Source organism: Ruegeria sp. AN11 (assembly GCF_056536005.1).
In genome coordinates, this window is record NZ_JBQFJD010000002.1 from 20,110 (window position 1) to 40,711 (window position 20,602).

12 protein-coding genes and 1 pseudogene are annotated in these 20,602 nt (G+C 57.1%); 6 read left to right on the forward strand and 7 right to left on the reverse strand.

From position 1 onward, the window contains the following. Positions 1-422 precede the first annotated feature (422 nt). Together ACR3EQ_RS20105 and ACR3EQ_RS20110 are read left to right on the forward strand one after the other, a co-directional pair. Complete coding sequence (locus tag ACR3EQ_RS20105; RefSeq protein WP_170614065.1) at positions 423-2,144, forward strand: type I secretion system permease/ATPase; 1,722 nt, start codon at positions 423-425, stop codon at positions 2,142-2,144. Further along, complete coding sequence (locus tag ACR3EQ_RS20110; protein WP_170614066.1) at positions 2,144-3,460, forward strand: HlyD family type I secretion periplasmic adaptor subunit; 1,317 nt, start codon at positions 2,144-2,146, stop codon at positions 3,458-3,460. The genes ACR3EQ_RS20105 and ACR3EQ_RS20110 overlap by 1 nt, the downstream gene beginning before the upstream one ends. A 24-nt stretch (positions 3,461-3,484) precedes the next feature. Here the strand turns inward: ACR3EQ_RS20110 and ACR3EQ_RS20115 are convergent, their stop codons facing one another. The 3 genes from ACR3EQ_RS20115 to ACR3EQ_RS20125 are packed head-to-tail and all read right to left on the reverse strand — an operon-like array spanning position 3,485 to position 5,495. Next, positions 3,485-4,489, reverse strand: a complete 1,005-nt coding sequence (locus tag ACR3EQ_RS20115; RefSeq protein ID WP_480491854.1) for a dockerin type I domain-containing protein — start codon at positions 4,487-4,489, stop codon at positions 3,485-3,487. Between the two features lie 5 nt (positions 4,490-4,494). After that, positions 4,495-5,085, reverse strand: coding sequence for a lactonase family protein (locus ACR3EQ_RS20120; protein ID WP_480491856.1), 591 nt, complete (start codon positions 5,083-5,085; stop codon positions 4,495-4,497). Then, positions 5,082-5,495, reverse strand: a complete 414-nt coding sequence (locus ACR3EQ_RS20125; protein ID WP_480491858.1) for a hypothetical protein — start codon at positions 5,493-5,495, stop codon at positions 5,082-5,084. Before ACR3EQ_RS20125 ends, ACR3EQ_RS20120 begins: the two co-directional genes overlap by 4 nt. A gap of 611 nt (positions 5,496-6,106) precedes the next feature. On the opposite strand from ACR3EQ_RS20125, the pseudogene ACR3EQ_RS20130 reads away from it, so the two are divergent. The 3 genes and pseudogenes from ACR3EQ_RS20130 (at position 6,107) to ACR3EQ_RS20140 (ending at position 13,024) form a co-directional block, all read left to right on the forward strand. After that, a pseudogene (locus tag ACR3EQ_RS20130) lies at positions 6,107-9,589 on the forward strand (TolC family protein). After that, positions 9,586-11,730, forward strand: coding sequence for a type I secretion system permease/ATPase (locus ACR3EQ_RS20135; protein WP_480491860.1), 2,145 nt, complete (start codon positions 9,586-9,588; stop codon positions 11,728-11,730). Before ACR3EQ_RS20130 ends, ACR3EQ_RS20135 begins: the two are co-directional and overlap by 4 nt. Beyond that, the gene (locus tag ACR3EQ_RS20140; RefSeq protein WP_170614070.1) at positions 11,714-13,024 is read left to right on the forward strand and encodes an HlyD family type I secretion periplasmic adaptor subunit; all 1,311 of its coding nucleotides are present in this window, start codon (positions 11,714-11,716) and stop codon (positions 13,022-13,024) included. The genes ACR3EQ_RS20135 and ACR3EQ_RS20140 overlap by 17 nt, the downstream gene beginning before the upstream one ends. A gap of 94 nt (positions 13,025-13,118) precedes the next feature. Here the strand turns inward: ACR3EQ_RS20140 and ACR3EQ_RS20145 are convergent, their stop codons facing one another. The 4 genes from ACR3EQ_RS20145 to ACR3EQ_RS20160 all read right to left on the reverse strand — a co-directional run bounded on the left by ACR3EQ_RS20145 (position 13,119) and on the right by ACR3EQ_RS20160 (position 19,377). After that, positions 13,119-14,885 (reverse strand): ABC transporter ATP-binding protein, encoded by a 1,767-nt coding sequence (locus ACR3EQ_RS20145; RefSeq protein ID WP_170614071.1) that lies wholly within the window; start codon positions 14,883-14,885, stop codon positions 13,119-13,121. 242 nt (positions 14,886-15,127) lie between these two features. Next, a complete protein-coding gene (locus tag ACR3EQ_RS20150; RefSeq protein ID WP_170614072.1) occupies positions 15,128-15,829 on the reverse strand; it encodes a response regulator transcription factor in 702 nt (233 codons plus the stop codon). Next, positions 15,829-17,694 (reverse strand): PAS-domain containing protein, encoded by a 1,866-nt coding sequence (locus ACR3EQ_RS20155; RefSeq protein ID WP_480441201.1) that lies wholly within the window; start codon positions 17,692-17,694, stop codon positions 15,829-15,831. The genes ACR3EQ_RS20150 and ACR3EQ_RS20155 overlap by 1 nt, the downstream gene beginning before the upstream one ends. 144 nt (positions 17,695-17,838) lie before the next feature. Next, positions 17,839-19,377, reverse strand: coding sequence for an alkaline phosphatase family protein (locus tag ACR3EQ_RS20160; protein ID WP_170619331.1), 1,539 nt, complete (start codon positions 19,375-19,377; stop codon positions 17,839-17,841). 165 nt (positions 19,378-19,542) lie between these two features. On the opposite strand from ACR3EQ_RS20160, the gene zapE reads away from it, so the two are divergent. Continuing rightward, complete coding sequence (zapE, locus tag ACR3EQ_RS20165; RefSeq protein WP_170614075.1) at positions 19,543-20,601, forward strand: cell division protein ZapE; 1,059 nt, start codon at positions 19,543-19,545, stop codon at positions 20,599-20,601. Position 20,602: the final 1 nt, after the last annotated feature.

Consider the following 20,602-nt stretch of genomic DNA (forward strand, 5'->3'; position numbering starts at 1 on the left):
CACGATTCGTGACAAAACTAAACGATCACCTGTTGCTCGACCTGCAAAATATTGTGGGGCAAAGCCCCGGAGATTTTCCATGCATACTGATTGAGAATGAACATGCGGGACCAAAGCTATTGGATCATCACAAATTCGATGGGTTGAGGTGTCAAAAAGAAAATGCCCGGCAGATTCAGCAATTGGTATCAATAGGTTCGACATGTCCTGCGTAGGCCGTCATAGTGGCTTTCAAGAGGCAGTCGCTTTGACTCGCCAGTCATCCAGGGGGTTGCAATGACTTTGGTCAGAGGTTTTTTGCCGATCTTCGACACGGCGCATTTTATGCCCCGCGACAACGTTCTAAGATGCCGGACGCTGCAGACGGGATCGTCTGCGTACCGCAATAAGCAAAGGCTTGAACTGTGAACCCGGATTTCAGGATGTCTGCGTCCCCCAGACACGAGTTGCGCAATACCCGCAATCAGGGAACGACGTTCCTGGCACTCGCGTTTCTGTTCAGTGTTTTTGTCAATCTGCTGATGCTGACCGGGCCATTGTTCATGTTGCAGGTCTATGACCGGGTTTTGGGATCGCGCGCGGTCGAGACGCTGACGGCTCTGTTCCTGCTGGTTGCACTGCTTTATGTCCTGATGGCCATGCTGGATTATGCACGCGGCAGGATTGTCGCCCGGTTTGGGGCCCGGTTCCAATCCGCTTTGGACGAACGGGTGTTCGACGCCACGTTGCGGCGATCGCTTGATCCGAAAACAAGATCCGCACCGGCGACAGCGTTGCGGGATCTCGAAATCATCCAGAAACTCTGCGCGTCCCCCATTCTTCTGGCGGTGATGGACATCCCCTGGACGCCGGTGTTTCTGGCCGCGATCTTCCTGTTTCACCCCTTGCTTGGATGGCTGGCCGTTGGTGGCGGTTCGCTGCTGATATTCATTGCTCTGCTCAACCAGGTTCTGACCCGGAACAAAGTAGCGGAAGCACAGCGGGCATCGGCGCAGGCGAACTCGTTTTCCGAACATGCCAGGCAAGCCGCGGAAGTAGTCCGATCGCAAGGAATGCAGAGGGCTGTGACCCAGCGGTGGTTGCGGCAACGGTCGAGTGCATTGTCACAGACCATTTCCGCCAGCGACTGGACTGGAAGCTTTACTTCGCTGACCAAATCGCTGCGGCTGTTTTTGCAATCCGCGATGCTGGCGCTTGGGGCCTGGCTGGTGCTGCGCAATGAATTGTCGCCCGGTGCGATGATTGCTGGCTCGATCCTTTTGGGCCGGGCATTGGCGCCCGTGGAACAGGCGGTGGGCCAATGGGGGATGATCCAGCAGGCGCGGACGGCCTGGGTTTCGTTGAACCGATTTCTGGATACCACCCCGCCTGAGATGCCGCGCACCAAGTTGCCGGTGCCAAAAGCGAAATTGGAGGCCAAGCGCCTGACCGTCATTCCGCCGGGTGCCGATACACCGACACTGCGCAATGTCACGCTGCGCCTGGAACCGGGCAAGGCGTTGGGAGTTATCGGCAAAAGCGGGTCGGGTAAAACGACACTTGCCAAGGCCCTGCTGGGGTTGTGGCAACCGGCCGGCGGCGAAATAAGGTTGGGCGGTGCGACGCTGGATCAGTATGATCCGGACGATCTGGGGCAGCATATCGGCTATCTGCCGCAACAGGTTACCCTGTTCAACGGAACAGTGGCCGAGAACATCGCCCGGATGTCCGAAAACCCCGATCCCGAGGCAGTCGTTGATGCTGCGAAGAAAGCCAATGCGCATGACCTGATCCTGACACTGGAAAAAGGGTACGACACCTTTCTGGAAGGCAATGACAGCCAGCTTTCAGGTGGCCAAAAACAACGCATTGCCTTGGCACGCGCCCTATATGGGGACCCGGTCCTGTTGATTCTGGACGAACCGAACTCGGCCTTGGACGCAGACGGAACCGAGGCTTTGAATGCCGCCGTTCGTGGCCTGAAGGCCGAAGGTAAGGGGGCGATCATCATGACACATCGTCCGCAGGCAATCTCGGAATGCGATGATCTGGCCGTGGTCGAACGCGGTCAAGTTGTGAAGTTCGGCAGTCGGGACGAGATTTTGAGCGCGGCTGTGCAAAACGCCGAAGCCATCAAACGAAAATTCAATCAGGTAGGCAGCTGATGGCGGCGAATCTTGAACAACATCCACGTCCGGCGTGGCGCATTACGGTTCCGGCGCTTGTCGGTTTCTCTGCCTTGACCATCCTGGTCGGCGGACTGGGGCTCTGGTCGGTGCAGACAGAACTGGCGGGGGCAATCGTCTCGCAAGGGGTGATCGAAGTTCAAAGCAACCGCCAGGTCGTCGAACACCCCGACGGTGGTGTGGTCGGCGAGATCTTTGTGCGGGATGGCGATGTCGTCGCCGAGGGCGATTTACTCCTGCGGCTGGATGATACGTTTTTGTCCTCGGAAAAAAGCATTGTCGAATCTCAGCTTTTCGAACTTCTGGCGCGGAAATCGCGGCTGGAGGCGGAACGCGACGGAAGCAACGCAGACGGTTTGGCATCCAGTCTAAGCGCCCTTCAGCAACAGGAAAAAATCGATTCAGATCTGATTGATGGCCAGCAGCGGCTTTTTGAGGCGCGGATCGATACGATGGCCCAGCAGAAAGAGCAACTGGGCAAACAAATCACCCAGATCGAAAGTGAGATCGAAGGCACACAGGCCCAGTTGGTGTCGCTGCGCACTCAGGTCGATCTGATCCAGAATGAGTTGGAAGATCAGGAAAACCTGCTCAAGCGCGGTTTGACGCAGGCCAGCCGGGTGTCGGCCCTTCAACGTGAAAATGCCAGCCTGACCGGTGAAATTGGTCGTCTTGAAGCATCGGTGGCCCGTCTGAAAGGCCAGATTGCAGCAACGGAAATTCAGATCGTCGAGCTCACCGCCACACGGCGGGAGGAGGCGATCACCGCGTTACGTGAAGTGCAGGCTCAGGTGTCTGAACTGTCGGAGCGCAGGCTGGCCTTGACCGAGCGTTTGTCGCGTCTGGACATCCGTTCGCCGGTCTCGGGGTCAGTCTATGACAGTCAGGTTTTTGCGCTGCAATCGGTGATTCAGCCCGGTGAGCCGATGATGTATGTCGTGCCGCAGAACACACCGCTGCTGGTTGCCGCGCGTGTGGATGCGCTACATGTTGATCAATTGTATGTCGGACAAGAGGTCGCCCTGCGCTTCCCGGCGTTCAATCAGCGTGAGACACCTGAGATCAATGGTCATGTGATAAATGTATCTGCCGACACCTTCATGGACGAGAGTACTGGATTTACATTCTACCGGACTGAAGTTGCCCCAGACGACGGCGAAGTTGAACGACTGAACGGGCAAGCTCTGCTTCCCGGTATGCCGGTTGAGGCGATGATCAAGACGGATGAACGTACACCGCTGTCCTATCTGATCAAGCCGATGGCCGATTATTTCAATCGCGCGTTCCGCGAGTAACCAGGCGCATCATCGCGCCGGGTTTCAGGCCGCTTCCAGATTTCCGAGCAGGATCGAGGTCATGTCGCCCGAAAACTGTCCATCCACGGCGACAGCGTTTGTGCCCGTTGCATAGTTTACGTTGGTCGGGGTAATCCCGGAAAGATCCGCAGCGGAGTCCAGAAACACCCATTCAGCAGGATGTGTGGTCGGTAGACCAACAGCGACCTTCAATACCGCCAGCGCATCCAGAGCGTTTACCGTTCCGTCCTGTGTTATGTCGGCCGCGATCAGGTTTTTAGGCGTGGCGGGCCCCCAGGTCGGATCAAGCCCCACGGATATCCGCAGGACCTGCAGTGCATCCAGTGCGGTTATCTGGTCGCTGGCGGTCGAATAGCTTTTTACAACATCGAATTGACCAGGGAACGTGCCGGACGGCAGGCCCAGATCAAATTGCCCGTTCTCATCGGCAAAAACACTGATCGTGCCACCGCCGTTTAGAGTAAACCTGATTTCTGCGTCCGCCAGCGCAGGATTGGCCGTCTGTGTGTCGACTGTGATGTCCCCCAGCACGCCACCCGAGCCTTCAGGCACGAGCCCGCCGAAATTGCCGAAATTGACCGGGATATGGTCAGGCCCGCCAAACCCCGCTCCAAAGATGTCGGCGCTGGTCAACGGGCCACCAGTTGCGGAGTGAACCAGAATGGTTTCATTGATGTAGTCAATCTGCACGCCTTGCGCTGTCGCGGTGAAAGTCAGTTGCGATGGGGTTCGCATCAGCGGGTAGTCGAACAGATCCAGCCGGTCCAGACCCGGCTGGAAGTCAGTAATCGTGGTCGTGTCGCTGCCGTAGTTCATGACAAAGATATCGGCGCCGGAACCTCCGGTCATCGTTGTGGCGCCTGTGCCAGCGATCAGAATGTCGTCTCCCGCCCCACCCAGAAGGGTCGAGTTCAGGATGCTGCCGGTCAGCATATCGCCCAGAGCTGTTCCGTTGACGGTGCCCAGCCCTTCGTCGACCACCCCCAGATCGGCGATCGAAACAGTCAATTGCGTCAGGCCGGATTCCTGTTGCGAGGCAGCAAGGATCTGTAACTCGTCCCCGACCGGGCAACGCTGATCGTTTCGACGTTCTGCAAACCGCTTGCCAGAGTATCTGCGAAACTATCCAGATAGATCAGCTGGCCGTCGGGTGTCAGGGTAAACAGGGTAAGCCCGTCATCGCCACCTCCGGCCACAACAAAGGCCCGCCCGTTTGCTTCGACGACTGCCAGATCCTGAACCGTTTCAAACCGCGTGTTCAAGGAATCAAGAACATAGTCCGTCGGTGTCAAACGTCCGTCACCGCCCAACTTCATGACGCTGAGAGAGTTGCTGCCCGAACCCGCCACCAACACCCAGGATAGTCCGTACGCCTGCACCACTTCGATAGCTGTCGGAGTGGCAATGCCCAGTGTCGACAGAGAGGCGCTGTTATCCACCGTGGTCAGGATTCCGGTCGTATCGTCTATTTCGTAGGTGGAGATCACATTGCTGGCCGCATCCGCAGTGATCACGAAATGTCCGGATCCGGATTTCAGGCTTTGCATCGAATCGGCCTGTCCGGGGGTGATGCCTGCCAATGACAGCGATCCGTCCGTGCTCACATGATAGGTCGCAATACTGCCGCTGTCCTCGTGGGCAATTGCCAGAAATTCAACTGGCCCGACAGGGTGCCTGTTTCCCGCAAGGTTCCGATGGAGCCGTCAGCCAGCAGATCGTATCCAACCAGACCCTTTGCGGAATCGACGTCCAGAATCAGCCGGTCCTGCCCCCCAAGTGTCACCGGCATCCCGCTGCGCCCGACCTGAAACGTTATCGAGCCGCTGAAATATTGCGTGTCCTGAAGTTGAGGAATCGCGCCGTTTGCCAATGTCCAGACAGCAATACCGCCGCCGGGTCCGGTCACGCTGTACAGATACGTGGTCCCGTTAAACGTTTTTAAAGCCGTATCGCCGATACCTGAATCGAGCGCCGTGCTCGCCGTTTCTACCACGCCTTGGAAATTGAACTTCATATCTGATCACCCCACGCCGATGCCGGCTTTGACAACAGGGTGCTCTGACGCAAAGACCAAAACCAAAGCGCAATTGTGGTGAAAACGAGGAGTTCGGATTCAGATTAACTCAAATTTTCGGGTCCGACCACGTGAGTCATCAAAAGGAAAGACAGATGAACGGAACCTGGCCCAGGCCAAACGTCTTCCCGACGTAAGCGGCAACTGCTTGTGAGGACAAGATGACGAAGAATTCTGAACTCAACACTCCTGACACGGATCGCAAGAAGCATATTCGCCAATGGATCGATGCGAGGTTGCGCAAATGGGCAGGCCGGGGCGCCGCAGGGGGGCTCGGATCCGTGCTTATGGCGTTACCGGCATTGGGACAGGCCACCGTGGAAGAGCTTTATGCCTTTCAATTTGCGGAGACCATTCCGGGAGTGAAGTCGGCAAAGCTGTTGAAAAACGGCGATGTTTTGCTGAAACTCAACGATGGTCGTACCCTGATCGTGGCTGCCGAAAACGTTCAGGTTCTGGACAGCGGCGCAATCATGATCGCCGAGGAAGCCGTTGCCGAAATCGCTCAGTTCAGCCTTACGGCAGAGGCCGGTGGCGCAGCCGCAGGTGGAATGGGCAGCGCTGGCGCAATATTGGGCGGGATAGGTCTGGCTGGCGCCGCTGCTGCGGGCGCAGGTGGCGGTGGTGGCGGCGGCGGAGATGACAGCCCCGCAGTCGTGCCCACCCCGACCCCCAGTCCGACACCCAGCTACCCGACCCTCAACCTTGCGGGAGCCCAATCGACGACACTCAGCAGCTTCGGCACCGGAGTTTTGGCCTCGGCAGACGCGGACACTATTGAAGTGACCATCGGTTCGATCACGAAAACCATTGCACCGAATGCAGACGGAAGCTGGGTTATCTCGCTGACCGAAGCCGAAGCGGCCAGTCTGCCGCAAGGGGTAAATTCAGTCACTATTCGAAGCCTCGATGCGTCTGGCGCCGAGTTGTCAACTGAATCGGTTCAGTTCGAAATTGACACCATACCACCGACCCTTGCCATAACCGGGGTATCTGACGGGGCCGTGATGAACGCCATTGAACAGGCGACCGATCTGATCCTGAGCGGAACCACAGACGCTGAAAACGGCCAGCTTGTAACTGTTTCGTTCAACGGGCAGTCGTATACCGGCATCGTCGCCAACGGGGCGTGGAGCGTAACGGTCCCCGCCTCTGATCTGGCCGCGCTGCAGGATGGTGCGACAATCATAATACAGGCGGACGTGACCGACCAGGCAGGCAATCCGGCTGTTCCGGCCGCGGACAGTATCGACACGGATTTCACTGCTCCGACCATCACACTTGACCCGGTTTCGGGCGGTTCGATCGAACTGGTCGATCTGAACAGCGATCTGGCTCTGACCGGCACGACAACGGCAGCCGATGGCCAGAGTGTTTTGGTGACGTTCAACGGCCAAGTTTACACGGGCACAACATCTGGCGGCAGTTGGAGCGTTACCGTCCCCAGCGCCGATCTTGGGGGGCTGACTACCGGCACCCCGGTTTCGGTCAGTGCCACGGTCAGCGACACCTCGGGTAATTTCGCCACTCCGGCAACGGCAACCCTGCCCGTGGATCTCAGCGGGCCTTCCATTTCAATCTCCCCACTGCCCACCGGTTCCGTTCTGAACGCGGTCGAGGCCGGGTCGGATCTGACTGTCAGCGGTACAACGGGAAATGTTCCGGATGGACAGCAGGTAACGGTTAACCTGGGCGGTCAAACCTATCTGGGCGCTGTATCAGGAGATACATGGACAATTACGGTTCCCACGGTAGATTTGCAGGCGCTTGCGGACGGTTCGGGATTTACCATCACCGCTGACGTTTCCGACAATCACGGATTGGACGCGCCACAGGCCAGCAGCTCGGTCTCGACGGATTTCACCGCCCCAACGCTCAGCATCGACAGTTTTTCTTCTGGTGCCGTTCTGAATGCCTCGGAGCAAGCTACGGATCTGACCATAACTGGTGCGACGGATGCCGAAGACCGGCAAATGGTGACCGTTTCGATGAACGGGCAGACGTAGTCCGGCCAGGTCCAGAGTGGCAGTTGGAGTGTGACTGTACCGTCCTCAGATCTTTCGTTGTTGTCCGACAATGGTACTGTGACGGTTACCGCTGACATCTCGGACGCCGCAGGTAACCCCTCCGTTCAAGCGACGAGCAGCTTTGACACGGACTTTACGGCACCTTCAATCACGATCTCCGCCCTGTCAGACGGCGCGATCATGAATGCCGCCGAACAGAGCACGGATCTAACCGTGTCGGGCACATCAGATGCGCCGGACGGAACAACGGTCACAGTTCAGATCGCACGTGCTGACGGAACCGTTGATGTGAGCGGAACAGCGACTGTAACAGGTGGAGGGTGGAACTATACCGCCGCAAGCTTGGATTTAGCCGGGTTGCAGGACAATGAAAGCTACAGTGTCACCGCTTCGGTTGCGGATGCGGCAGGAAACAGCAGCTCCGCTTCAGACGGCTTCACAACGGACTTTAGCGCACCGTCAATCACGCTTGATCCGGTTCCGACCGGTGCAGTTCTGGATGTGATTGAAAGAAACAGCGATCTAGCAGTGTCGGGAACTACCACAGCTGAGGATGGCCAGACGGTTTCGGTAACGCTCGGCGGGCAGACCTTTACGGCCGTTGTTTCCTCGGGAACTTGGTCCGCTACCGTTCTTTCGGGCGATCTGGCGGCATTGGCGGATGGGACCGCCTTTACGCTGACGGCTATGGTGGATGATGCGGCTGGCAACAGTGCGCCCGCTGCAACGACAACGCTCACGACCGATTTCCGCCCGGTGTTGACCCTGAATGACGTCGGGACAAACGGTGCCGTTTCTCTCAGTGACGCGCAAAACTCGCGCCTGACCATAAGCGGTTCCTCGCACGGTCTAGCTGTCGAAAGCAGTCCTCATCTGGCAAAAAGCGATGCCAGGTTTGCGGCCGCAAATGCCGGTCAGGATGCCGCGAAGGGCGCGTTTCTGCCCCAGGTCTTCTTGGGTCTGAACGCGCGCTCCGAACGAGTTGTTTCGGATGCCGCTGATTTTTCACCGTATCTGCGTGTTTCGCAACTGGTATATGATGGTGGTGCGGCGGCGGGGGATTTGGCTGCGGCACGCGCCCGGATTTTTGAAAGTCAGGGGGACCGTCTGCAAACGGCCTCGGCAACGGCGCTGGCCGCGATTGAAACATATGTGACAGTTTTGGACCGCCGGAAGATTCAAGACCTGACCGCCAGGAATGTCGAGGTACACCAACAGCTTGTCCAGCAGATTTCGCAACGGGCGGCCAGCGGCGCAGGATCGAAGGGGGATGTTCTGACCGCGCGTTCCCGCATGGCTGACGCACAAACACGCTTTGCGGATGCAAAAACGCGCACGGCGCGCGCCGAGGCGCGATTTGTTGAAATCTACGGAACAGCGCCCGGAGTGTTGGCCCGGGCCATCCCCGCTCCGCTGCTGTCACGGAGTGACGCACAGATCGTGGAGGCAAGCCCTCAGATCCGCCGCGCAGATGCTGCTGTTGTGGCCGCGAAGGCAGAACTTTCTGCCGCTCTGGCCTGTCGCCAACCGGATGAAAGACTGGCCGCTTTTGCCAACAGGGACGATAGCCGAGATGCGAATTACGGTGTCGATCTGGCAGTTAACTACGAAATCGACAGTACGGGGACGCGCCGGGCGGCGATTGCGGTTGCGGAAGCGCAGGTCCGAGATGTCGAGTTTTCCCGGGAAAGCCTGAGCCGCGAAAAATCCCGGGAATTGGGGTTCATTCGTTCGGATCATAAAGCTGGCGCCGAACGCCTGCAGGCAGCGCGCCAGGCCGCCCAGGCAAACGCCGACAGCATCAAGGCAGCACAAGCACAGTTTTTCATCGGGCGACGCACTCTGATCGAGATTCTGGATGCACAAAGGGATTATGTGAACGCGCAAGAACGACTGATCCTGGCAGAGCAGAACTACTTTCTGACAAATTATGCGGCGCTCAGCCTAACCGGGGATATTCTTGATCTTCTTGGTGTCACTCTGAACAACAGGATTGGGCAACCATGATGCAGGCGCAATCGGTTACACGCCCCCACTCTTTGACGGCAATGGAGGTCTGCCTCCTGCACGTCGCCGCGCATCTCGACCGCCCACTGACATTGGCAGCGGTCCAGGCGACACAATCCAGCGAAGGTGAACTGACAATCCGGGATGTCATTACAGCCCTGAACAGAGCGGACATGCAGGCCGCGTATGGCAAACGGAAACTGGCTGCTTTCAACAATCATCTGGTACCGGCGATCCTTCTCTTGGAAAATGAGCGTGCAGTGGTCTTGCACGGGCGAGCATCCAACGGCGATTTACTGATCTTTGATCCGGAACTGGGCCGCGAAATCGGAGAGATACCAGAAGCCAGCCTTTCTGAAACATACACCGGATATGCAATTCTGGTGCGCGGTATCCATCAGGAGGAAATTGGTTCGATCAGCAACGATTGGAAAGGTCATTGGGTCTGGTCCGCCCTTGCCGCCAACCGCTGGTCATATATTCAGGTGGCGCTGGCAGCCGCCCTTGCCAATCTGCTTGGGCTGTCGACATCCGTGTTCATCATGGTCGTTTACGACCGGGTTCTGCCCAACGAGGCGACGGAGTCCCTGATCGCCTTGACCGCAGGCGTTTGCCTAGCTCTGATTTTCGACTTTGTGCTCAAACTGCTACGAGCCGGGTTTATTGATGCAGCGGGAAAGCAGGCTGATCTGTTCATGGGGCGGCGTGTATTTGACCACTTGCTGAACATTCGTATGAAGTCCCGGACCGGGTCATCTGGCGCCATGGCCAGCACCGTCCGGGAATTCGAAACACTCCGCGAGTTCTTTACATCGGCAACGCTGGTCGCGGTGGTGGATCTGCCATTCATTGGGCTGTTTGTTTTCGTCATTTATTTGGTCGGTGGCCCGCTGGCCCTGATCCCCGCACTTGCTGTGCCTGTCGTTCTGGTGACCGGGTTGATCGTTCAGCCTGTTTTGTCCCGTCTTGCGGAAAACAGTTTTGCTGATGGGCAATCCAAACAATCGGTTCTGGTCGAAGTTCTTTCCGGCCTTGAAACCATAAAGACAACCGGAGCGGCGCGGCAAATGCGGTCCCGTTGGGAACAGGCGATGGATCGTCAATCCGCGCACGGCATGCGCAGTCGTGCCGTCACGCAATTTGCGCTGAATTTGACCGGGTTTACCCAACAAGCCGCTCAGGTGTTGATAGTCTTCTACGGCGTTTTTCTGATCGCGGACGGTGAAGCGAGCATGGGGGCACTGGTTGCTTCGGTAATGCTGACAGGACGTGCGCTGGCTCCTCTGGGGCAGTTGGCGCAAACCCTGACGCGGATCAATCAGGCGCGCAGCGCATATCGCAATCTCGATTCTCTGATGCAGGCGGAAAGTGAGCGACCGCAAGGACGAAGCTGGATCAGTCGCAAAGGTTTCGAAGGTCGCTTTTCCTTCAACAACGTGCATTTTGCCTATCCTGACCAGACAAACGACTCTTTGGACGGCATTTCTTTTTCGGTTGCTCCGGGCGAAAAAGTAGCAATCCTTGGCCCGATCGGTTCGGGCAAGAGTACAATTGCGCGTCTTTTGCTGGGGTTATACGAACCCAAGACTGGTTCGGTTTCGTTGGATGGAGCGGATATTCGACAAATTGACCCCGGTGATCTGCGCCGAAACATTGGGTCTGTTCTGCAGGATGTTTGGTTGTTTTCCGGCACCGTTCGCGAAAATATCGCCAGTGGGTCGATCCGCCCCAACGATGAAGATCTGCTGAAGGCCGGACGGGTTGCGGGTGTCGAAGATTTTGTGGCGCGTCATCCCGGCGGCTACGATTTGAAACTGGCTGAACGCGGCGAAGGTTTGTCCGGCGGGCAACGGCAGGCGATTGCGCTGGCAAGGGCCTTGGTCGGTCGCCCGCCGGTCCTGCTGTTGGGCGAGCCAACCAGCGCCATGGATATCCGGACGGAAGCAGAAGTCATCAAGCGACTGAAGCAGGCAACTTGTGACAGCACAGTCGTTGTCATTACACATCGCACAAGCTTGCTGGACCTGGTTGACAGGGTGATCGTCCTCGAAAGCGGCAAGATTGTGGCTGATGGCTCAAAAGATCTGCTGACTCAATATGCAAACCGCAAGGGGAGGCATCTGAATGTCGCGGCATCCTGATCTTGCGAAACTGGCCCGTGAGATGCAGGGGCGTTCCCCGCTGCGGGGGTCTGCCTTGTTGCTTCTAATTTTGTCCTTTTTTGTTGCGGCAGGTTTCTGGGCGCATATGACCGAGCTTGACGATGTAACCCGCGTGGACGGTCGCATTGTCCCATCGGGCGATTTACAGGTGATCGAAGCTACTGAACCGGGTGTTCTGCGGTCCCTGAATGTTCAGGAAGGTCAGCTGGTAGACAAGGGAACCCTTCTGATGGAGTTCGATACCACTCAAATAGCCAGCCAATTGGGTCAGGAACAGCAGCGTGCCTTTGGTTTGATGGCGCGGACGCAGCGGCTGCAGGCGGAAATCGACGGCACCGAATTAGAGTTCAAGCCTGTGTTGTTGAAAGACGCGCCAGCGGTCATTCAATCTGAAACGGCGCTGTTTCAGGGGCGACAGTCTGAGTTGCAGGCGGAGATCGCCATCCTTGAACGCCAACGCCAGCAACGCCGTCGCGAGTACGAAGAAGGACTGGTGGATCAGTTTACGGCCGAGGAAACGCTCAAGGTGCTGGCCGAGGAACGGTTGATTATGGAACCATTGGTCGAGCAACAGATGGAGCCGGCGACGACGCTGCTTTCCTTGCGTCGCAGTGAGGCGGAATGGAACGGGCGCAAGGTCAGGGCCGAAGCGGTGACCAACAGGTTGAAATCCGGTCTCGACGAAATTGATGATCGCATCCGGGCGACACGCAGTCGGTTTCGCAGCAGTGCCCTTACCGATCTGGCGCTTGCGACAGCAGAGCTTGCCGCGCTGCAACCTGCCTTGCCTGCGTTGCGTGACCGCGCGGCACGGGCGCAGATCCGAGCCCCAGTGCGTGGTATTGTCAACCGGATACACCGGTCAACGGTTGGCGGGTTGGCCCGAAGCGGCGAAGAGTTGATCGAAATTGTCCCGCTGGACGACTCCTTGCTGGTCGAGGCCTATGTCCGCCCTGAAGACATTGCTTTTTTGCACGCCGGACAAAAAGTGAAAGTCAAGATAACGGCCTATGACTTTGCCCGCTACGGCGGACTGGACGGCGAAATCTTCCGCATCGGTGCGGATACAATCAATCGATCCGACCGAAACGACGAAGAGGTATTTGTGGTCGAGATTCGAACCGGTGGCACAATGCTGGACGGCAACGGTGCAGAAATAGAGATCATCCCCGGCATGGTTGCCGAAGTGGATATTCTCGCCGGTCGAAAGTCAGTCCTCGACTATCTCGTCCAGCCTGTGGTCAAAATCAAGGACAGGGCATTGCGGGAATAGCACCTACCGGCGCTTCCCGTTATTAGCCGCGCCGGATAACGCATGCTATAACCCGAACCCTAACTCCAAATCCCGGAGGCTTGACCTAAGTGGATCAGGAGGCAGGCTGCTTGAACTGCTGGTCAAACAAACGCCGGAATGCCCCGTTACGCTGCATTAGGTTGTCGAGATTACCCTGTTCGATCACCTCTCCGTCCTGAACAACCATAATCTTGTCGGCCTCCAAAACAGTCGACAGACGATGGGCGATCACGATCGTGGTGACATTTTTGGTCAGTTTGTCGAGCGCTTCTTTCACATAAGTTTCTGATTCCGCATCCAATGCGCTGGTTGCCTCGTCAAGCAACAGAATTTCTGCCTGGCGCAGGATTGCACGCGCAATTGCCAGTCTTTGCTTCTGCCCACCGGACAGAAATGCGCCATTTTCGCCAACCTGCGTGTCATATCCGTTTGCCAATTCGGTAATAAAGTCGTGGGCATGTGCCGCTCGGGCGGCTTCCATGACTTCTTCAACCGTTGCGTCGGGACGCGCGTATCGAAGGTTGTCCATTACGCTGGCCGAAAACAGGAACGTGTCTTGCCCGACGTAAGAGATTTTGCGCCGCAACGAAGCGAAGCTCACGTCCATGACATCTTGTCCGTCGATTTCGATGCGCCCCTGATCCGGATCATAAAAACGCATGATCAGGCCAAAGATGGTGGACTTGCCACCGCCAGACTGCCCAACCAGCGCAGTGGTTTTTCCCGCTTCAAAAGTCAGGTCCATATTCTTGAGAATAGGCAAGGAGCCCTGATAGCCAAAAGTGACGTCATGCAACCGAACCTCGCCGGGCCCCGGACGCAGCTGCACGGGTTCGATGCTTTCGCGCATCGGATCTTCCTGGTCCAACAACTCGAACATCATGCCGATTGGCACCAATGTCGTCTCGATGACCACGCGCATCTTGGAAAGTCGTTTGGCCGGTTCATAAGCCATCAGCAAAGCGGTGATGAAAGACATCAGTTGCCCCGGTGTGGTCGGCTCACTTCCTGCGATACCAATCGTGCTGATGATCAGAATGGCCGCGATCGCTATACCTGCCAGAAATTCCATCAATGGGCTGGCGATTGATTGCAGCCGCGAAATGGAGTTGGCGCGGTTTTCGACGGCCCTGATCGCGCGGTTCATGCGATCGGCCATGTGGTCTTCCAGCGCAAAAACCTTGATGATCTTGATGCCCCCCGAGGTTTCCTGAAGGACTTTCATGATCTCTGCCAGAGATTTCATTTCAGAACGCATGATCGAACGCACGCTCTTGAGCAGAACTCTGACGCCCAGCAGGGCGATTGGTCCGACAACGAAGAACAGCACGGACAACACCGGTTGTTGATAGACCATCACAAATACCAGACCAACAAGGGTCAGCGCATCGCGAACAAAACTCGTGACCACGACATCAACCAGGCGCCTTGCAGCCAGAGCACCCTGTGTCACGATCATCAAAAGATCAGAGGATTCCGTGTCGGCAAAGAATCCAACACCTCGTTTCAGCAGTTTCGCATATAGCTGTTCCTGCTGAACGGCGATGATCCGGTTGCCCGCGCGGGCCAGAAAAACAGACTGAATGTAGGATGCAGCTGCTTTGGCGAAAAACAGCCCCAAAATCGCCAGCGCGACGAGATAGACCTTTGAGCGCGCTTCCGGCGTCGTCATGGCGTTGACGATGTTTTCCATCATCCAGGCGGTGCCCGCAGTTGTCCCCGCAACAACAACCATGGCGGCCATGGCGATGCCGTAAAGCCAACCCTGGCTGCGCAAACTGCTGCCAACCAATCGGCCTATGTGGCCGGATCGCCATTTTTCCCAGAAATCTCTGACCATTCTACTCTCCAGGCCCTCAATTGCCTTCGACACCTGCTGCCGACGCGATACTTCGATAGGTCGGAAACGATCTCGTCGCCTGTCTTTTCAGGAAAGACGGGTTGGTGTTAGTTAAGCGGGACGGTTGCAAGAATCCATAGCTGGCCCAAAGATAATATTGGACATCCTCCAACTATCTGAAAAAGAGATGAAATTCGAAAATCTCAAGCAGACGCGGTTGGGAAGATCGTGTGCCGAACAAATCATTGCCAATCAACTTCCCCCAAAAAAATGTACCCGGCACCGTAAATTGTTTTGATAAGGCGCGGATTTTTTGGGTCTTCGCCCAGTTTGGTGCGCAAACGCGAAATTCGCACATCCATCGCCCTGTCGAAACTCTCACCCGCGGCACCGCCTAAAGTTTCCTGCATCTGCCCACGACTGATCAACCGTTTCGGGCTTTCCAGAAACAGGCGCAGAACCTCGCCTTCGGCATGGCTGAACGGAGTTTCCGAGCCGGTTCCGTCCACAAGAACATAGCGATCGAAATATGCGGTCCAGCCATTGAAATATGCCACTTCCGACTGCGGGGACTGGGTTCTTGGTGCGCGCAATCTTGCGCGGATTCGGGCGACAACTTCGGCAGGATCGAAAGGTTTGGTGATATAGTCGTCAGCCCCAAGTTCCAGCCCGGTGACGCGATCCTGTACCTGCACCCTGCCCGAAATGATAATTACGGCGGCCCCCTGTTCCAACGCCAGTCGGTGTACCAACGCCAGCCCGTCTGTATCCGGAAGCGACAGATCAACAAGGCAAACATCCGGAGTCACCCGTTTCAGTGAGGCTTCGAATTCGCGGGCGCGTGAAAAGCTTTGTGTGCGGAACCCGGCCTCTTCCAACGCATCCGTCAATATGCGCCGTATCTCGGGCTCGTCATCAAGGATGGTCACCAATGGTTGGTTCATCAGGCGGCCTCGGTTCGGATCAGTGCAGACAATTGTGCCCGGGAGAACGGTTTACGCAACACCGGCGCCAAAGCAAGCGCTTGTCGATGCAGAGGGTCGGAATAGGGCAAGGATGTCATCAGAATACAGGGAAGGCCAGGTTTCAGCCGCTCAAGCAGATCAATCCCGGTGGCCGGTCCATCAAGCCGGATATCGGACAGAACCAGCGCAATATCGTCAATATCCAAGATCAAACCGAGCGCTTCATCAACTGACGTGGCCTCGATCACAGAATAGCCGAGGTCAACAAGCAGATCGCGGAACTGGCAACGTAATTCGTCGTTATCCTCGACAAGTAGAACAAGACCGCCGCGGCCTGATGGTGCGGGCCTGTAGGGCAATCGCATGACAACGGATGCACCTGATTGCGTGTTGCGCAAATTCAGGTCTCCGCCAGCCAGTTTGACGGTATCGTAAACCATGGGAAGGCCTAACCCCGACCCGTCGCTGCCTTTGGTCGTGAAAAACGGGTTAAGAGCCTTTTCCAAAGCTTCGGGTGAAAACCCGGGTCCGGTGTCGGATACGGTGATTTCGGCCCATATTCTTCCGATCGCATGGGCGCTGATGGTGATCTGACCGGAATTGCCGCATGCGTCACGCGCGTTCAGGACAAGATTGAGCATTGCATCCTGAACCATACCCGGGTCGAGCATCAGCGCCTCGTCCGGCAATGTATTGACCACCGACAGCCCCACTCCCCGCGGCAACGATGGCGACGCAAGAATGCGAAGGTCTTCCAGCAGCCCTCGCATGTCGGTCGCCTTGGGTTGAGGTGTCCGGTTTCCCGTCATATCCGCGATCCGGTTCAGCAATTGCCCTCCACGGCGGGCTGTTTGTTGAGTGGCCGAAACAAGTTCCTGCGCCTCTTCGGGCAGGCCCATTTTGTTCAGCCGCGCCTGCATCCCCAGAATGATCGTCAGCAGGTTTGAAAAATCATGTGCCATGCCGCTGGTCATCTGCGCCGCCATTGCGCGGCGGCTCGCCTGTTGCAAGGCGACCCTGGCTTGCGTTTCTTCGGTCACGTCGACGGACATTATGTAGACGCCCCCTGCCCCGTCCGGGGTGAAAGAAACCCGTATCCGGCGAGAATCCTGATCCTCGGTAAACTCAAAAACTGAAGTTTCGCCGCCATAGGCGCGTTCCAGATAGGGTTCGACCCGTTCAAACGCTGAAGGACCTAGCGCCTCGGAGATGTGCAGACCTGCAATCTCAGACGGTCGGCCCGGCATGACGGAACTCAGGCGGCGGTTTGAATAGTCGTAGATACCGTCCTGTCTCAGATGAGCGATATGGGCCGGCATCATCTCCGTCGTCAAACGGGTGCGGGCCTCAATCTCGGTCAGTTGGCGCTTTGCCTCTTCCAGTGCCGAGTTGGTTGCGGCCAGCTTTCGGTTCGCGGCTGACAATTCCTCGGCATGGCTCAGCAACTGTCCGGACAGTTCCTCGGACCGTGCGCGCAACAGGTTCTCAGCCCGTTTTGTGCTGGTGATATCTGTATACACTGCGACCCAGCCGCCTTGTGGCAACGGTGCCCCCTCGATCGAGATAACCTGTCCGTTTGGTCGCGCCCGTTCCATGTAATGCGGTTCGAAATTCAGCGCCTGCTCGACGCGGGCCTTCACCATTTCGTCCACATTTCCGTCGTCGCCATATTCCCCTCGGCTGGCGAGGAACTGAATGGTGTCGTGAAACAGGGCGCCGGGGCGGACCAAGGTGTCGGGCAGATCGAACATTTCCTGAAAGCGGCGGTTGCTGACAACCAGCCGCAATTGGCTGTCGTAAATCGAAAGGGCCTGGCCGATCAGATTCAGACCGGCCATAGTCATTGCTTTCATATGCTGTTCGGTGGTGTCCAAGACAGTTCTCCCCACGGAACAGGCGTAACATCAGAACCCCCGCAGGTGTAGGGGGCAGAGATGCGACAAAAACAGGCCGGGCCTGCCTTGGGCTCATGGTCACGCTGCACTGCCCTAGTCTGGATAGCGCTCTTTCGATTTGGCACCCTCTGGGGTCAGAGAATAAAGGGAAAGCGTGTGGTCCGCATTGCGCATGCGGTGCCGTAGCATCTGACGCCCAAGCCGGCCCAGATCCGACGCGAATTCCGGATCGTTCGCGACATTCTCAAGCTCACCCTTGCCGGCATGGTCAAAAAGGATCGGAGGTAGATCGGCGGCGAACTCAACCAGCGTGAACCGGTCCTCCCGAAGAATGCTCAGATTCGATTCGCTGTTGCCGGTTCCCAATTGCTGCTGCCACAGAGTTGGCTTTTCAGGTTCTGAAAAATCAAGCTCACTGAACGAATACCTGCGCCAGTCGTCGGGAACATCACCCTTCAGCAGCGGCACAAGCGAGCGTCCGTCCATCGAGTTCGGAACTGATTTGCCCACCCAGTCGAGAATGGTTGGGGTGACGTCCACAGATTCCGTCGGCACATCGACAACCGAACCCGCGCGGGCTGAATTCCCCGGCATCCTGATAATCAGGGGCGTATGATAGGCGGCATCAAACACCGTCATTTTGCCCCAGGTATGCCGATCGCCCAGCATCTCGCCATGGTCGGCGGTGATCACCAGCAAAGTGTTCTCATATTGCCCGCTTTCCTTCAGGTACTGGATTACACGGCCGACGTGATGATCGACCTCGGTCGCAAGACCCAGATAGACGGAACGCAGGGTTTGAACGTTTTCCTGTGTCGGTTCAATTTCCCCCATGCCCTTTACAAAGCCGGTGGCCGTTTGGGATTGCATCGAAGGGGCAAAAAACGGGTGCAGCGCCGCTTCGGCCTGCTGGTCCGGGAACCCGGCAGGAAAAGGCAACTCGGCAGGATCGTACATGTCATTATACGGCGCAGGTGCAACAAGCGGCGGGTGCGGCCGGATATAGGTCAGATGGGCGAACCAGCTCTGTTTGTGGTACGCGGCGATACCATTCAGAAAAGCGTCCGTCAGAAAGGCCGTGTCACTGTCTTCGGCCCGGTACAACGCGGGGTCGTTCAGTTTCGGCGTGCTGCCAGTTGGTGATACGGGCTTGTAGACATCCCAGTAATCGTCGAATGAATAGCCCTTTTGCATCAGATGAGATTGCCAGGGAAAAGATTCCTCGAGCCGCATTTCGACCACCTCGTGAAACCCCTGCATCGGGTACTCATAAGACTTGAGCGACGGGTCGTTGGGATCAAACACGCGCGGATCGGCTGATGTGTCGGTATAACCGAACAACATGGGCAGATATCCGGCCTTGCGCATCTCGGTCGCGACATTGGGAATGTCGTGGCGCAGTGGCGTTCCGTTGCGGACAGAGCGGTGGTTCATCGCGTACTGACCGGTCAGTATTGAAGCCCGAGACGGGCCGCACGGGTTGGTCACCGAGAAGTGGCGCGTAAAGGTGACCGCATCGCTCATGAACGCGCGCAAATTGGGCAGATCCACATGGTTCGCCAATGCGCCGGTTAGGCAATCTGCACGCAGTTGGTCGATGATTATGAATAAGACGTTTCCTGCCTGTGACATATCCGCAATCCTGTTTAGCCACGCTTCTGTCTGGCGCGGACTTTGTCTTGGTTCCGACGCTCGTGCAACACGTTGACAGATTTATTCAGAGCGAAGCCCGTCAAAAACGAAGCCGAGAGAAAAAGGCCGCTTTTCAAGGGGCAGAGCGGACGCTATGGCTCAGACATGACGGATTTGATTTCGCTTTACGAGGCCCGCATTGCCGATGGCAGCCTGATCAGGGATGACGCGCAGGAGGCCGTTCTGCCACAGTTCGAGCGTATTCGCGCCACCCTAGCCGAACCTGTCAAACGCGGTTTCTTCCGCAAAGCCCCCCCTGCCCCCAAAGGCCTTTACCTTTGGGGTGGCGTCGGGCGCGGCAAGTCCATGCTGATGGACATGTTTGTGGATGCGCTGGAGGACATTCCTGCACGGCGCGTACACTTCCATGCTTTTATGCAGGAAATTCACGCGGGTATGCACAAGGCCCGAAAGGAAGGGGTCGAAGACGCTCTGGCACCCGTTGCCGAGGCAGTTGTCAAATCCGTCCGGTTGCTGGCCTTTGACGAAATGCAGATCACGGACATAACGGACGCAATGATCGTGGGCCGCCTGTTCGACCTTTTGCATGCAGGCGGGGTGGTCGTAATCACAACGTCGAACAGGCACCCGGATGAGCTGTACAAAAACGGGCTGAACCGGCAGCTGTTTCTGCCATTCATCGCGCATATCAAGGAACAGCTTGAAGTCTGGGAGCTGATCTCGCCCACCGATTATCGTCAGAACCGTCTGGCGGGTGAGCCGGTGTATTTTACGCCGATCGGGCCCGAGGCCCGGCAGAATATCCGGGCGGTTTGGAATGACCTTTCGGGAGGCGCGGCGGAGCCACTGGTGTTGAAGGTGAACGGCCGGGCCGTTGAACTTCCGGCCTTTCGCAACGGCGTAGCAAGGGCCAGCTTCTATGATTTGTGCGGACGTATGCTGGGCCCGGCAGACTATCTGGCCATTGCGGAGGCGGTGAAAGTGTTGGTTCTGGAAGACGTGCCGCGCCTGTCCCGCAACAACTTCAACGAAGCCAAGCGGTTTGTCACTTTGATTGACGCCCTTTACGAGGCCCGGGTCCGGCTGATCTGCTCGGCGGCGGCCGAGCCCGAGATGTTGTATGTCGAAGGTGAAGGAACGTTTGAATTCGAGCGCACCGCCTCACGCCTGCGGGAAATGCAGGATCAGGACTGGGGGAAATAGG